Origin of the sequence: Nitrosopumilus maritimus SCM1, assembly GCF_000018465.1 — an archaeon.
GTDB lineage: Archaea > Thermoproteota > Nitrososphaeria > Nitrososphaerales > Nitrosopumilaceae > Nitrosopumilus > Nitrosopumilus maritimus.
On the sequence record NC_010085.1, the window covers coordinates 465,413 to 478,071 of the forward strand.

Sequence of the window (12,659 nt, forward strand, 5' to 3'; positions counted from 1 at the left end):
CTTAAAGTAAAAAATTGACTTAGTTTACTTCTGTTACAATTTGAGGTGCAGGAGTTGTCTGTCTTGCACTTGCTGTTTTCCTTACTTTTGAGAATAATCTCTGTTTTAGATCTTCTACATCTCCTTGTATTCCAAAATATTTTTGGAACTTTTCTGTTGTGGTGTAAATTTTGATTCTTCCAACATTTTGATGAGTAATGTAATCTAATTGTCTGAGTTCTTTCAAATGTGCATAAACTCCGGATCCTCTTACTTCTACAAGTTGTTTTGATGATATTGGTTGTTGATATGCAATGTATGATAATGTCTTAAGAGTGGCATTTGGAAGAACTGGTTTTGATGCGTATTTCTTGACTGTAGCACTATATTCTGGTTTGAGTTGCATGACATAGGAACCGTCTGGAAGTATGACTACTTCTAATGCTTTGAATGCAGATTTTGTCTTTTTCATAATGTTTTGGAGAATATCTAGCGTCTTTGTTCTTGATTCTGTGCCTGAGGCTCTGACTATGTCTTCTATTCGGAGTGGTCTACCTGCTGAATAAAGTGCAGCCTCTACTCTTGCTGTTGCTTCATCTATATTCTCAATTTTGGCCAATTATTCGTTCATCCCTCCAAAATATAGTTAAAGAAATCCTTTCTTCATTTTTGATCAGTTTGTTAATTCTTCTTTTATGGCTGTGATTTTGATATCGTCTTCAACTTGTTCCAAATCTACTTTTTGGTCTCTTGCCAAAAACAATATTGCAAAGAAACATCTAATTGAATCAACTGGATCTAATTCTGCAATGATATCTTGTAGTAATCCATGACCTGTATTAGCAATTTTCTTCATAACCAAGTCTTCATACTTTCCAATAATACTTTCAAGTGAAATGAAGTACTCCTGAAAGTCTGGTGCTTCAATTGGTTCTATCTCTACTTGTCTATTTCTTCTTGATTGAGGATTTGCAATTGTTCCAATAAGGTTTTGAAGCAATCCTAACAAATCGTCTAGTGAAACTGGATATGTAGATTCATGTCTGTATGGCATATCAATTAAATCAATATCAACATCTGTCCTTTGATGCATTGGTTTTTTCTGCATTGCTGCTCGTTGTAATGCGAAAATACTTTCTACTTTCATTCTATAAATTAATGAAGATGACAATGCAGCCATTCCTGCTACTTTGAGGTCTTTCTTACCTGATTTTTCAAGAATTTTTATCAATAAATTCAAAATTTGGATTAAATCAATCTCCCAGACGTCTTTTTTGACAACTGACTGAGGACTAAATAGAATGTTTACTGGTTCTTGAGAAATACTGTTGGGTGTAGGTGACTCACTCACACGAATATTTTCTTCCTATTCAATAATATCTAAGGGCTCTATTTTTTTCTCATATCCAGTCAACTCTTATATTGTTAGTACCAAAAGCAAATTTATGAAATCCGCCAAAATCCCAGGTCCAAATGAACCTCTAACAATATCTGAAACTGAAAACCCAAAACCATCTGGAACCCAGGTATTACTTAAAGTAAAATCTGAAGGTGTCTGTCATAGTGATTTGCATCTGTGGGAAGGTGGATATGACCTTGGAGATGGTCAATTTTTGAAAGTAACTGATCGTGGTGTAAAATACCCTGTAACGCCTGGACATGAAATTGTTGGAACTATTGAAGAGATTGGAGAAAATGTTTCAAATGTAACTGTAGGTGATGATGTTCTAGTTTTTCCTTGGATGGGCTGTGGTGAATGCCCTGCATGTAAAGTTGGTAATGAAAATCTATGTGATGCTCCAAAATCGATGGGGCTTTTCCAAAATGGTGGTTATGCTGATTATGTTTTAGTTCCGAATTCTAAATATTTAGCAAAACTTGATGGTGTTGATCCTGATGCTGCAACTTCACTTGCATGTTCTGGATTAACTGCATACACTGCTATCAAAAAAGCAAATCAAAATTCTCCAGAATTCATTGTAATTGTAGGAGCTGGTGGATTGGGATTGATGGGAGTTCAAATTGCTAGTGAGATTACTAATGCAAAAATCATTTGTGTTGATTTAGATGATGCAAAATTAGCAACGGCAAAAGAAATGGGTGCTCATTTTACTGTAAATTCTAAAGATTCTGAAACTGTTCAAAAAATAATGTCAATATGTAATGATAAGGGTGCAGATAGTGTTGTTGACTTTGTTAATGCTCCACCAACTGTAAAGACTGGCTTAGCAGTGTTAAGAAAAAGAGGAAATCTTGTTCTAGTTGGATTATTTGGTGGCTCACTAGAATTGTCTCTCGTTACAATTCCTCTAAAATCAATTACCATTCAAGGTGCATACACTGGAAATTACAATGACATGGTTGAACTACTTGGACTTGCAAGAAAAGGAACCATAAACCCAGTTATTTCAAAAAGATATTCTCTTGATGAAGCAAATTCTGCATTACAGGATCTTAAAGATCGTAAAATCCTTGGACGTGCAGTCATCAATCCATGATGAGATTAGGCATTGTTGATTATATCAACATGCTTCCTGTAGTATATGGTTTAGAAAAGAATAAGGTAAAATTTGATGGAAAAATAATTAGAGATGTTCCAACCAATCTTAACTCTAGTTTATCACAAGGAATTATTGATGTTGGTTTTATCTCCTCTATAGAATATGCACGTGGTGATTACAATTTACTTCCTTATTGTATAAGTTCAAAAAAAACTGTAATGAGTGTTGTATTGGTTTCAAAAGTTCCATTTGAAGAAATTAAATCAATTCAACTTTCAACAGAAGCTGCTACCTCTGTTATACTACTTAAAATCTTGATGCGTTATGCATACAAACAAAAAGTAAGTTATGGAAAAAATGGAGATGCTGAACTTCTGATAGGAGACCAAGCCTTGAAAAAATTAATCAAAAAACCAAAACATGTTCTTGATTTGGGTAAAGCATGGAATACTTTCTCAAACAAAAACATGGTGTTTGGTGTTTTGGCATCAAGAAAAAATCTTCCTCAAAAGAAAATTGAGACTCTTTTAGATTCTATTCATTTATCATATCAATGGGGTCAGGATAATCTGAATGAAATTATAGATTATGCTGCCGAAAAAACTAATCTTGACAAAAAAATCATCTCGCAGTATTTTGCTGGCTTGTCTTATTCTATAGGAATTAAAGAAATATCTAGTTTAAAGGAATTTTACACATATTCTAAGAAAATAAATGCAATTACAGAAATCCCTTGTCTAGACATTTACAAATAGCATTTAATTATGAACTTGTGTCTATCTATTAACTAATCTAGTTTCTATTATCTCAAAAATTAATTATTCTTCTAATATCCAACCTGACTCAAACAAATTATTATCTTGTTCTTCTCCTATTTCTGTAGCAAATCTCCAGATAAATGGCAATTCTGTATTCATTTGTTCTTTAATTTTCAACAATGATTCTGTTTCAGAATTTAGATTTTCATCTGCTGTTTTGTGTTCTTTACAAAATTTACATTTTTCATCAAGTGTGATTGGGTCTGATTCAATCAAAGGATATGTTTTACATGCAAGAGGTCTGTTTTTGTAAATTTTACATGGAAATCCATTGTGAGGTGATTTGTTTCCACTTTCTGTATCTAGAAATGGACAAGTGTTTCCATTTTTTTCAACACCCATCATTTGATATGCTAAAATTTTTGATGGCCCAGAATCTCTACTCTCTGATACTCCTATTCTTGGTAAAATTTTGATATCTAGATTGTTTTCTTTTGCTAGTTTTTCTATTCTTTCTTTTTCATCGGGTAATATCAAAACTCCAATCTTTCCAAATTTTTTACTTGGATAATACTCTCTTTCAATACAACATTGGGAACACTCATCAACACACCTGAATTCCACAGATTCTTTCTATTTTTGACGCATAAAACTCATTATGAAAAATCAAAAACCTATCAGTTATATGCTCATTATGTGAATTACTTTCATGGGTAAGCGCCAAGTAAAAAGTGAAAGTGCATTAAAAGAAATTCGTCTTCCTGAAGAAGGGGAACTTTTTGGCAGAGTTCTCAAGATGCTTGGTGGTGAAAATGTCTTAATCAAATGTACTGATAATGTCACAAGACGAGGTAGAATCCGTGGTAAACTAAAGAGAAGAGTTTGGATAAGAGATAATGATATTGTAATTATTGCGCCATGGGACTTTAATGAAGCTGAAAAAGGTGATATTGTTTGGAGATTTACACTCCCTCAAGTCGAATGGTTAAAGGAAAACGGACACATTCCAAAAGATTTCTAATTTAATACCTTAGTTAATATAGTGAACAAATTATTTCAAAACCAAATGGAACAAGGTACCGTAAAATGGTTTAACCGTACTAAGGGCTTTGGTTTTATTGAAAGAGAAGGTGGAGACGATCTATTTGTTCACAAAACAGATGTTGACGGATTCATCAACGAAGGCGATAAAGTCGAGTTTGAAGTCGGTGAAGGCAGAAAAGGCCCAGCAGCACAAAAAGTCAAAAAAACAGAGTAGACAATGAATTTTTAATTTAAGATTTCATCTTATGTTTTCTTAAGCTAGTCTATCTTTTTATTATTTTTACAATTATTTTTAATCAAAAGTTTGTGGTCCCGCGGGGCGGAGTTGAACCACCGACAACCCGGTTTCTGTATGCCTGATATGCTGTTATTCGGTCAGCCATCTAAAGCCAACAACTACAGCCGGAAGCTCTACCAGGCTGAGCTACCACGGGACAAAAAAAACGAAGTTTACTGCTATTAAAAAACTATCGTAGATGAACGTGTGTTAAGATCGTAGAATTCTCTATAAGCATAAATACCTACAAACGTGTTTGTTGATTCATGTCCGAACTCAAGCTTTCCTATTCTGGTTATGTTTGTGCACCTTATCTTCACACTCATGAATCCGTTGAATTGAAAGAATCTTGGATGAAATCAAAAAATATTGAAAGATTATACTTTGTTACTGGAACATTTTCCTCTGAAAGTAAACCCTACTTTGCAGATTCCACAAATCACTATATTTTAGCAAAATTCAAAGACAGTTCAAAAATTGCAGATGATCTAGTTGAACATAATCAAGAAAAAACTTCCTTTGTCTTTAATGTAAAAGACGATCTTTTCCAACATGAAGTTATTGGAGATGTTAATTTTGTGTCTGTTTATTATTTAGAATATAATGACGATGAAGATATATCTGAAGTTGCTGATTTATTGGTAAAAAAAGATCAAATTGAGAGTGCAGGACTAGGAAACATGGAAACTTTTTGTAAAAATCCTTCTAAATTTACATTCCCATACTCTGAAAATATTATTGTCATTGAGGTTGCAAGTGAAAAAAGTCATCAAAGTGTTAAGAAATACTGTGAGCAAACAAGACGAGATGCAAACCGAAAAGGTCTATCCATGACCAATTTAATGAGTCTTTCAATTTTAGAACAACTAAAGTAGAAAAGTTAAATATTCGAGCAAAAACTGTTTTTGCATGAGCAAACCTTCTGATCTTGGTTCATTAAAAATCGGTTCTTACATTCTATTGCCACATTCAGATCAACCAAGTGGTGAACCTTGTAGAATTGTTGAATATGATACTTCAAAACCAGGAAAACATGGTGCAGCAAAAGCAAGAATTGTTGCTGAAGGAATTTTTGATGGTCAAAAAAGACCTCATGTAGGACCTGTCAGTATGCAAATTCATGTTCCTATGATTAACAAAAAAGTAGGACAGATTATCTCTATGACTGGTGACACCGTTCAGTTGATGGATTCTGAAACTTTTGAAACAATCGATGTTACATTGATTGATGATGAAGTTCAAGGAAAATTGGAAAACGGACAAAATGTAGAATACTGGGTTGTAATGGATAAAACTAAAATCATGCGCATTAAGACATAGTGCGGATGCTGATGATTATCGGAAAAGCCGTCTGATTTATGATGACGATTATGAGTGTTGAAGCGTCCTTTGAATAAACTTAAACAATTGTTGGATTGATTTTTTATAAAATGAAACTTGCTTCTCTCTTTTCAGGTGGAAAAGATAGCACATATGCTATATACTTGGCAAAAAAACATGGACATGAAATTAAATGTCTTCTAAGTATATTTACAAAATCTGACGAAAGTCATTTACTTCATCATCCTAACATACAATGGACAAAACTACAAGCAGAATCAATGAAAATTCCACAAATTACAATTAATTCCACTTCTGATGATACCGATGACGAACTTTCTCTATTAGAAAATCTATTAAAAACTGCAAAAGATGATTATGGCATTGAAGGATTAGTGCATGGTGGCATCAAAAGTAATTTCCAAAAAGAAAAATTTGAACAAGTTTGCTCAAAATATGGGTTAACTGTAGTTGCACCTTTGTGGAATTTAGAACCTGAACAATATATGGGTGATTTACTACAAGCGAATTTTATTTTTATTATGATTACTGTATCTTCTGATGGATTAGATGATTCTTGGCTAGGAAAAACAATTGGAGATTCTGAAATTAAAACTCTGAAAAAACTTTCCGATAAATTTGGATTTAATCTAAATTTTGAAGGTGGCGAGTCTGAAACATTTGTTATTGATTGTCCTTTGTTTTCCAATTCGATCAAGATTAATCAAAGTGAAAAAAAATGGGATGGGTATAGAGGAAGGTTTGAAATAGTGGATGCGGAATTGAATTACAATGCTTGATGGACTTAAGAGTAGTTTGGGTGATGCAATCAAAAAGATTGTAAAATCATCTGGAATAGATGAGGAACTAATCAAGGAACTATCAAAGGATGTTCAAAGAGCATTATTACAATCTGATGTTAATGTGCGATTAGTACTTGAAATCACAAAACACCTGGAAGAGCGTGCCCTCAATGAAACACCTCCTCCTGGCCTATCTAGGAAGAATCACATTGTAAAAATACTATATGACGAACTTTCAAATCTGCTTGGAAATGAATCTGAGTTTGATTTTAAACCTGGAAAACAGAACAAAATCATCTTACTTGGAATTCAAGGAAGTGGTAAAACCACAGTTGCATCAAAACTTGCTAAATTTCTAACTGGACAAGGATACAAAGTTGGTGTTGTTGGTGCAGATACCTACAGACCTGGTGCATTGGTGCAACTCAAGACAATGTGTGAAAAATCTAATGTTGAAGTATATGGTGAAGAAAGCAACAAAGATTCCCCTAGTATAGTCAAAAATGGCTTGAATTATTTTAAAGATCAATCTTTAGATGTTATCTTAATTGATACTGCTGGACGTCACAAGGAAGAACAAGACTTACTTGAAGAGATGGATAGAATCAATAAAGTTGCTGATCCTGATTTAGCATTACTCGTAATTGATGGAACAATTGGGCAACAATGCTTCAACCAAGCTGAAGCATTTCATAAAACAATTCCCGTAGGTGGTGTAATAATTACAAAATTAGATAGTTCTGCAAAGGGTGGTGGCGCATTAGCTGCATCTGCTGCAACTGGTGCACAAATTATGTACATTGGTACTGGCGAACGAATTGATGATCTAGAAAAATTCTCTCCAACAAGATTTGTTGGACGACTTTTGGGAATGGGTGACGTTCAAGCTGTATTGGATTTAGCAAAACGTTTGGAAAGTGAAAATGATGATGACAGAATGAAAAGAATTTCTAGTGGAAAAATGAACATGGAAGATTTTCTTTCTCAATTAGAAGAAGTTACTAAAATGGGCTCATTACAAGGAATTCTTGAAAGCATGCCTGGTCTCTCTGGAATGGTAAAAGATGATCAAGTAAATCAAATGGAGGACCGAGTTACAAAGTGGAGATACATTATCCAAAGTATGACCACTCAAGAAAAGGCAGACCCTGAAGGCCTATTGAATTCATCTCGAATCAAAAGAATTGCACGTGGTTCAGGCTGGCCTGAGGGTGAAGTTAAAGAATTGATGAAAAATTACAAAAACTCTAAGAATATGATGAAGGCCTCAAAAGGAAGACAAATGCAAGGCACTCTTAGAAGAATGGGATTAGGTTAACACAAACAAATTTCATTCTAAAATGACTACTTATCAGAAAATTATTCCCATTGCAAATCAGATATTAAAAAAATATGATTTATGTGATCATTGCCTTGGAAGACTTTTCACAAAACAGCTTTATCTTTCATCAAATAAACTCCTTGGGAAAAAATTAAAGAAAAATTCAAAATCTTCTCAAAGATGTTATATCTGTAAAAATCTATTCGATAATTTGAATTATTTTTTGAATATGATGATTGATTCTGCATCTCATTACTCTTATTCGTCATTTAGTGTTGGCGCAACAATAAAGCCTTCAATAATTGACAGAGATGATGTAATTCGTTCTAAATACAAACTAAAAGGAATTGATGGGATAAAGACTGATGTAACAAAAGAACTGGGAAAATTATTTTCTAAAAAAACAAAGAAATCCTTTGATTCTTTAGATCCTGAGATTGTTTTTACTGTAAATCTAAAAGATGAATTTTGTGACATTAGATCCAAATCATTAACTCTTTCAGGCAGATATGTTAAACCCGTACGAGGTTTCTTACAAAAACAAAAATCTTGTTCAAATTGTTCTGGTAAGGGGTGTCGAATTTGTGATTTTCATGGCATCAAAGAATTTGATAGTGTTGAAGGAGAAATTTCTCAATTTCTTTTTAAAAAATTAGGTGGCACCACTGCTAAATTCACCTGGATTGGTGGTGAGGATAAATCAAGCTTGATTCTAGGCACAGGAAGACCGTTTTTTGTCAAGATCCAGAACCCTCACAAAAGAAAATTGAGAGCAAAATCTGCAAATCTAGAACACATCAAAGTTAGTAATTTCAAAATTGTTGCAGACTCTCCAAAAAAACCATTAAAATTTAATTCCTCAGTTGAAGCTAGAATTTCTACATCTTCAATCATTGACGCAAAACTTTTACGAAAATTAAAAAATCTCACAAAAAAACCAATTGCAGTTTATGAAAAGTCTGGAAAACGATCTGAGAAAAGAATACTTTCCATAAAATATAAGAAATCTGATGAAACTTCCTTTACATTATTTTTCAAATTTGAAGGTGGTTTACCTGTAAAACGTTTTGTTACTGGTGATGATGTTTCTCCTGGAATAAGCCAAATTCTTGATATGTCGTGTAAATGTCTTGAATTTGATTTTCATGATGTTGAAGTTAAATGATAACAATTAACTAGCTCTGAATATTTCAAAATATCATGCCAATAAGAAAAAAAGGTAAACATCAAAGACATGCTGATCAAAGAGCAGAAACAAGAAGAAAAAAGAAGGCAAAAGCTGGAAAACCTAGATCCTAACCAAATCAACCTTTTTACATTCAAAATTATCGAGGGATGATGTTGGATCCGCTGGTACGTTTCAAAGACGCGCATTCTAAAGGAATAATCCCTGATAATGTGTATGACCTTACAATCAAACGTTTTCCAATTACTGTTGAAGGAATTAATAGAATTGAAAAAGCATCGGGAATACGTTATCCTGTTGCATATGTAGAACCATCTCTTGTGATATCTGCCCCTAACCCTAATTCTTATGAATATGGAATTCTATTTGCAAGAACCATCCCTGTGGTATTTGAAGAAAAATTTCAGGTTGTAATTCAAATTTCTGCCCCTTTGGTTGCATATGGTCTCAAAGGCACCATACATGCAATTTTAGCACATGAATTTTTACATTTTCTAGAACTGATACGAAAAATCTCAAAGATGGAATTGCTTTCAGATGAAATATCTGGAAACTTGTTTGAAAATGTATACAGTGATGAAACTAGATTGTTTGAACCTAGAGTTGTTTTCAAAGATCGTACATTGTTAAATCATATAACAAAAAAATTCCCTGCGGGATTTCGTGACTATAAACTTGAAGATAAAGTGACAAAATTTTGGATTGACAAAAATCTTCCTAAAACAAATATCTCTTTAGATTCAAACACTGTAAAATTATCTGCAGATGCTCTTTCAAAAATTAAACTTGATCCTACATTTGTTTCTAAAATTGAACAACTAGAAGAAAAGAGTTCTAAGATTCGTAAAAAGAAATTGTATTAATTTTAAAATATTTTATTGTTTGAATTCTGTTAAACCACATTTGCCACATGTGTTTCTATCTTTATGTTCTGACATGTAGGTTCCTTTACCACATCTTGAACAAACTTTTTTAATTCTTGATACTTTGTCACCGTCTACTTTGAAATATGCATAGACATTTGGACTAGAGCCTTTTTTGCCTGCCATTATTCAGATTTCTCCTCTTCTTTAGATTCTTCTGCAGGTGCCTCTACTGCTTTATCTTCAGCAGGGGCATCTTCAGATGCTGCTTCTTCAGCAGGAGCTTCTTGTGCTGCTGCTTCAGCTTCTGCAAGTTTTGCTTTTGATTTTTCTAATCTTGAGAAAATTGTTGGGTTGACATGTTTTTTTGCCAATCCTTCATCTTCATAAACAAAGAAAGTTCCCGTAACAATTGGTTTTCCAACATGAGTTTGTAATCTCATTGGAATTACCACTTTACCGTCAAGTTTGAATTCTTTAGTAATCATGTCTACTGCTTCAAGTTTTTTGAGTTTTCCTGCCAATCCTGCAAAATTACATGTGAGCTCTCTTCTAGATAGGAAGGTGTTATCTACGTCTGTAACGGTCTCAATTATGGACATGTATCCAAAATCCTTTAGATATTTCATATAAACCTTGATTGAAATAGATAAGAAATTTAAGAAAATCTTGGGTAATTCTTACTATGGAACGATATATGCTTCATTTGAAAAACACTAGATATGGCCCAGAAAATTCTCGTGAGGTTGTTTACAAGGCAAGAGATCTTGCATCTGACATGAACGCTTCCATTAGAGTTGCCCGAATTGCCAAAAAATTTGTTGAATTAGATGTTTCAGTTGAAAAAGACGATCTCGATAAATTAATTGAAAAATTATCTCCAATTGGACCTATTGATAACATTCGTCATGTCTTTGAAGAAGAAATTGATAAAGAGAAAGGGATTACCGATGGAATTTTCTATTTTAACAATGAAAGATTTTGGGAAAGCCATGAAGCATTTGAAGGTGTTTGGAAAAAATGCTTTGGACGAGAAAAAGAAGTTGTCCAAGGAATTATCTTAATGGCCGTTGCATTTGCACATGCTCAAAAAGATGAGCTTAGTATTGGAATTGGAATGCTTCGAAGAGTTTTAGAGAAATTAGGAACGTCTCCTTCTACTTATCATTCAATTGATGTGGATATGATTAGAACTAAAGCAATTGAAATGCAACAAGAAAATAAACTAACTACGTTTGAGATTTAATTAATTCTAGAGATTTTGTAACGACATCTGCCCCTTGAAGAAGACCAATACTTCCTTTCTTTGCTTGGGCTTCAGTCATTCTTGTTGTTCCGTCTTTTTTGATAAAATCTCCAGAAACAAGTACTGGAACTGGATCATCACTATGTCCTTTGTTGATACATGGAGTTGAATGGTCTGCAGAAATTACTATTGCAACCTTGTTTGTATCTATATTCTCTACAAGTGTTTTGAAGAATCTTTGGTCAATCTCTTCTATGTTTTTCATCTTACCTATGGCATCGCCATCATGTCCAAATTCATCAGGGCCTTTAAGGTGAACATAGATTGAATTTTGTGTTTCCATTGCTTTTGCAGCAACCCTTGCTTTTTCTTCATAATCAGTCAGTCCTCCAGCTTCAAATGCTTTCATCTTTAGTACTTCTGAAATACCTAACTCTACTGGCATGTCTACAATGCATGAAAAATTCATACCATATTTTTCATTAATTGGAATCACATCTGGATACTTGTTTCCTGCATCTCTAAGTAAGATGCAACTAAGTTTCTTTTTTCCTTGCTCTTCACGTTTTTTATTGATTTGACTTTCTTTACAAATACTGATTGCTTGATCTGAAAATTCATTTACAGTATTTGCAGTAGCTTTTGCATCCTCAACATCTTCTAACGGTAAACATTTCTCTATTTTCAAAAAGTCTCCAACAGCTTTTGCAACTCCCATGCCTCCAATGTTGCTGTATGCTGGGTCTGTGTTTGTAATTTTTGATGATAATTTTTCTGCACTGTTTCTGATTCTAACTGTTACTCTGTGGCCTATTGTTGGTGATACGACAACAGATGTGTTTTGGTTTGAGAATTTTATCTTCTCCTCAATTTCTCTGGCTATTCCATCCGCATCTTCTTTTTCAATATGTCTCCCTGCTCTTCTATCTATGATGACTTCTTGATCATCTAATGTTGAATAATTTCCTCTTAGTGCAAGGTCTCCATCTTTAAAATCAATACCGATTCCTATTGCCTCAATAACTCCTCTACCTGCATAATCTTCATGCTTGAATTTGTATCCTAACATGTTGAAAACTGCAATATCTGATTCAGGGGCAATTCCTTTTCCAACTGAAATTACTTCTCCTATTGCTCCATTACTGGCAATTTTGTCTAAAATTGGAGTATTTGCAGCCTCTAATGGTGTTTTTCCATCTAAATCTGGGTGTGGAAGGTCTCCTACACCATCTAATAGAACGTAAATCATGTGAACATCTGAATTATCCAAGATCTTCCCTGTTTATCCAAGATCTGATGCTCTCCTTTAAAGCTTGCAACATATTTTGCGATCAAAATAACAATTAAGTTTCACTTTTTTC

The 12,659-nt window shown here is 33.6% G+C and carries 17 protein-coding genes and 1 tRNA gene; 11 read left to right on the forward strand and 7 right to left on the reverse strand.

What is annotated here, in order from left to right:
• Positions 1 to 19: 19 nt before the first annotated feature.
• Together scpB and NMAR_RS02790 are read right to left on the reverse strand one after the other, a co-directional pair.
• Positions 20 to 598, reverse strand: coding sequence for an SMC-Scp complex subunit ScpB (gene scpB, locus NMAR_RS02785; RefSeq protein ID WP_012214904.1), 579 nt, complete (start codon positions 596 to 598; stop codon positions 20 to 22).
• A 54-nt stretch (positions 599 to 652) separates the two neighbouring features.
• The gene (locus NMAR_RS02790; protein ID WP_012214905.1) at positions 653 to 1,330 is read right to left on the reverse strand and encodes a chromosome segregation protein ScpA; all 678 of its coding nucleotides are present in this window, start codon (positions 1,328 to 1,330) and stop codon (positions 653 to 655) included.
• Positions 1,331 to 1,424: 94 nt separating this feature from the next.
• On the opposite strand from NMAR_RS02790, the gene NMAR_RS02795 reads away from it, so the two are divergent.
• Positions 1,425 to 2,477 carry an alcohol dehydrogenase gene (locus tag NMAR_RS02795; RefSeq protein WP_012214906.1) on the forward strand — a complete coding sequence of 351 codons (1,053 nt, stop codon included), beginning with the start codon at positions 1,425 to 1,427 and terminating at the stop codon, positions 2,475 to 2,477.
• Positions 2,474 to 3,235, forward strand: a complete 762-nt coding sequence (locus NMAR_RS02800) for a menaquinone biosynthetic enzyme MqnA/MqnD family protein (RefSeq protein ID WP_012214907.1) — start codon at positions 2,474 to 2,476, stop codon at positions 3,233 to 3,235. Before NMAR_RS02795 ends, NMAR_RS02800 begins: the two co-directional genes overlap by 4 nt.
• A 63-nt stretch (positions 3,236 to 3,298) precedes the next feature.
• Here NMAR_RS02800 and NMAR_RS02805 read toward each other — a convergent pair whose 3' ends face one another.
• Complete coding sequence (locus NMAR_RS02805) at positions 3,299 to 3,862, reverse strand: YkgJ family cysteine cluster protein (protein ID WP_012214908.1); 564 nt, start codon at positions 3,860 to 3,862, stop codon at positions 3,299 to 3,301.
• 85 nt (positions 3,863 to 3,947) lie between these two features.
• On the opposite strand from NMAR_RS02805, the gene NMAR_RS02810 reads away from it, so the two are divergent.
• Positions 3,948 to 4,259 carry a translation initiation factor eIF-1A gene (locus tag NMAR_RS02810; protein ID WP_012214909.1) on the forward strand — a complete coding sequence of 104 codons (312 nt, stop codon included), beginning with the start codon at positions 3,948 to 3,950 and terminating at the stop codon, positions 4,257 to 4,259.
• A 45-nt stretch (positions 4,260 to 4,304) separates the two neighbouring features.
• Positions 4,305 to 4,496 carry a cold-shock protein gene (locus NMAR_RS02815; RefSeq protein WP_012214910.1) on the forward strand — a complete coding sequence of 64 codons (192 nt, stop codon included), beginning with the start codon at positions 4,305 to 4,307 and terminating at the stop codon, positions 4,494 to 4,496.
• Between the two features lie 93 nt (positions 4,497 to 4,589).
• On the opposite strand, the gene NMAR_RS02820 is transcribed toward NMAR_RS02815, so the two are convergent.
• Positions 4,590 to 4,716: transfer RNA gene (locus NMAR_RS02820), tRNA-Tyr, on the reverse strand.
• A gap of 109 nt (positions 4,717 to 4,825) precedes the next feature.
• Between NMAR_RS02820 and NMAR_RS02825 the strand changes: the two genes are divergently transcribed.
• From NMAR_RS02825 to NMAR_RS02850, 6 genes are all read left to right on the forward strand, one after another.
• Complete coding sequence (locus NMAR_RS02825) at positions 4,826 to 5,434, forward strand: hypothetical protein (protein ID WP_012214911.1); 609 nt, start codon at positions 4,826 to 4,828, stop codon at positions 5,432 to 5,434.
• A 34-nt stretch (positions 5,435 to 5,468) separates the two neighbouring features.
• Complete coding sequence (locus NMAR_RS02830) at positions 5,469 to 5,879, forward strand: translation initiation factor IF-5A (RefSeq protein WP_012214912.1); 411 nt, start codon at positions 5,469 to 5,471, stop codon at positions 5,877 to 5,879.
• A 110-nt stretch (positions 5,880 to 5,989) separates the two neighbouring features.
• Positions 5,990 to 6,679 carry a diphthine--ammonia ligase gene (locus NMAR_RS02835; RefSeq protein ID WP_012214913.1) on the forward strand — a complete coding sequence of 230 codons (690 nt, stop codon included), beginning with the start codon at positions 5,990 to 5,992 and terminating at the stop codon, positions 6,677 to 6,679.
• Positions 6,672 to 8,000 carry a signal recognition particle receptor subunit alpha gene (locus NMAR_RS02840; RefSeq protein ID WP_012214914.1) on the forward strand — a complete coding sequence of 443 codons (1,329 nt, stop codon included), beginning with the start codon at positions 6,672 to 6,674 and terminating at the stop codon, positions 7,998 to 8,000. Before NMAR_RS02835 ends, NMAR_RS02840 begins: the two co-directional genes overlap by 8 nt.
• 22 nt (positions 8,001 to 8,022) lie before the next feature.
• Positions 8,023 to 9,168: a tRNA pseudouridine(54/55) synthase Pus10 gene (locus NMAR_RS02845; RefSeq protein WP_012214915.1), complete on the forward strand. Its 1,146-nt coding sequence runs from the start codon at positions 8,023 to 8,025 to the stop codon at positions 9,166 to 9,168.
• Positions 9,169 to 9,341: 173 nt separating this feature from the next.
• On the forward strand, positions 9,342 to 10,052 hold the full coding sequence (locus NMAR_RS02850; protein WP_012214916.1) for a hypothetical protein: 711 nt from the start codon (positions 9,342 to 9,344) through the stop codon (positions 10,050 to 10,052).
• Between the two features lie 12 nt (positions 10,053 to 10,064).
• Here NMAR_RS02850 and NMAR_RS02855 read toward each other — a convergent pair whose 3' ends face one another.
• A complete protein-coding gene (locus NMAR_RS02855) occupies positions 10,065 to 10,238 on the reverse strand; it encodes a 30S ribosomal protein S27ae (protein WP_012214917.1) in 174 nt (57 codons plus the stop codon).
• Positions 10,238 to 10,654 carry an eS24 family ribosomal protein gene (locus tag NMAR_RS02860; RefSeq protein WP_148680054.1) on the reverse strand — a complete coding sequence of 139 codons (417 nt, stop codon included), beginning with the start codon at positions 10,652 to 10,654 and terminating at the stop codon, positions 10,238 to 10,240. The genes NMAR_RS02855 and NMAR_RS02860 overlap by 1 nt, the downstream gene beginning before the upstream one ends.
• 83 nt (positions 10,655 to 10,737) lie before the next feature.
• On the opposite strand from NMAR_RS02860, the gene NMAR_RS02865 reads away from it, so the two are divergent.
• Complete coding sequence (locus tag NMAR_RS02865) at positions 10,738 to 11,298, forward strand: DUF309 domain-containing protein (RefSeq protein WP_012214919.1); 561 nt, start codon at positions 10,738 to 10,740, stop codon at positions 11,296 to 11,298.
• On the opposite strand, the gene NMAR_RS02870 is transcribed toward NMAR_RS02865, so the two are convergent.
• The gene (locus NMAR_RS02870) at positions 11,282 to 12,568 is read right to left on the reverse strand and encodes a BPG-independent phosphoglycerate mutase family protein (protein WP_012214920.1); all 1,287 of its coding nucleotides are present in this window, start codon (positions 12,566 to 12,568) and stop codon (positions 11,282 to 11,284) included. The two genes, NMAR_RS02865 and NMAR_RS02870, sit on opposite strands and share 17 nt — an antisense overlap.
• Positions 12,569 to 12,659: the final 91 nt, after the last annotated feature.

Excerpts from the sequence above, each read along its gene's own strand:
- NMAR_RS02795 (WP_012214906.1), top strand. The coding sequence starts at position 1,425 with ATGAAATCCGCCAAAATCCCAGGTCCAAATGAACCTCTAACAATATCT.
- NMAR_RS02800 (WP_012214907.1), top strand. The coding sequence starts at position 2,474 with ATGATGAGATTAGGCATTGTTGATTATATCAACATGCTTCCTGTAGTA.
- NMAR_RS02810 (WP_012214909.1), top strand. The coding sequence starts at position 3,948 with ATGGGTAAGCGCCAAGTAAAAAGTGAAAGTGCATTAAAAGAAATTCGT.
- NMAR_RS02815 (WP_012214910.1), top strand. The coding sequence starts at position 4,305 with ATGGAACAAGGTACCGTAAAATGGTTTAACCGTACTAAGGGCTTTGGT.
- NMAR_RS02825 (WP_012214911.1), top strand. The coding sequence starts at position 4,826 with ATGTCCGAACTCAAGCTTTCCTATTCTGGTTATGTTTGTGCACCTTAT.
- NMAR_RS02830 (WP_012214912.1), top strand. The coding sequence starts at position 5,469 with ATGAGCAAACCTTCTGATCTTGGTTCATTAAAAATCGGTTCTTACATT.
- NMAR_RS02835 (WP_012214913.1), top strand. The coding sequence starts at position 5,990 with ATGAAACTTGCTTCTCTCTTTTCAGGTGGAAAAGATAGCACATATGCT.
- NMAR_RS02840 (WP_012214914.1), top strand. The coding sequence starts at position 6,672 with ATGCTTGATGGACTTAAGAGTAGTTTGGGTGATGCAATCAAAAAGATT.
- NMAR_RS02845 (WP_012214915.1), top strand. The coding sequence starts at position 8,023 with ATGACTACTTATCAGAAAATTATTCCCATTGCAAATCAGATATTAAAA.
- NMAR_RS02850 (WP_012214916.1), top strand. The coding sequence starts at position 9,342 with ATGTTGGATCCGCTGGTACGTTTCAAAGACGCGCATTCTAAAGGAATA.
- NMAR_RS02855 (WP_012214917.1), bottom strand. The coding sequence starts at position 10,238 with ATGGCAGGCAAAAAAGGCTCTAGTCCAAATGTCTATGCATATTTCAAA.
- NMAR_RS02860 (WP_148680054.1), bottom strand. The coding sequence starts at position 10,654 with ATGTCCATAATTGAGACCGTTACAGACGTAGATAACACCTTCCTATCT.
- NMAR_RS02865 (WP_012214919.1), top strand. The coding sequence starts at position 10,738 with ATGGAACGATATATGCTTCATTTGAAAAACACTAGATATGGCCCAGAA.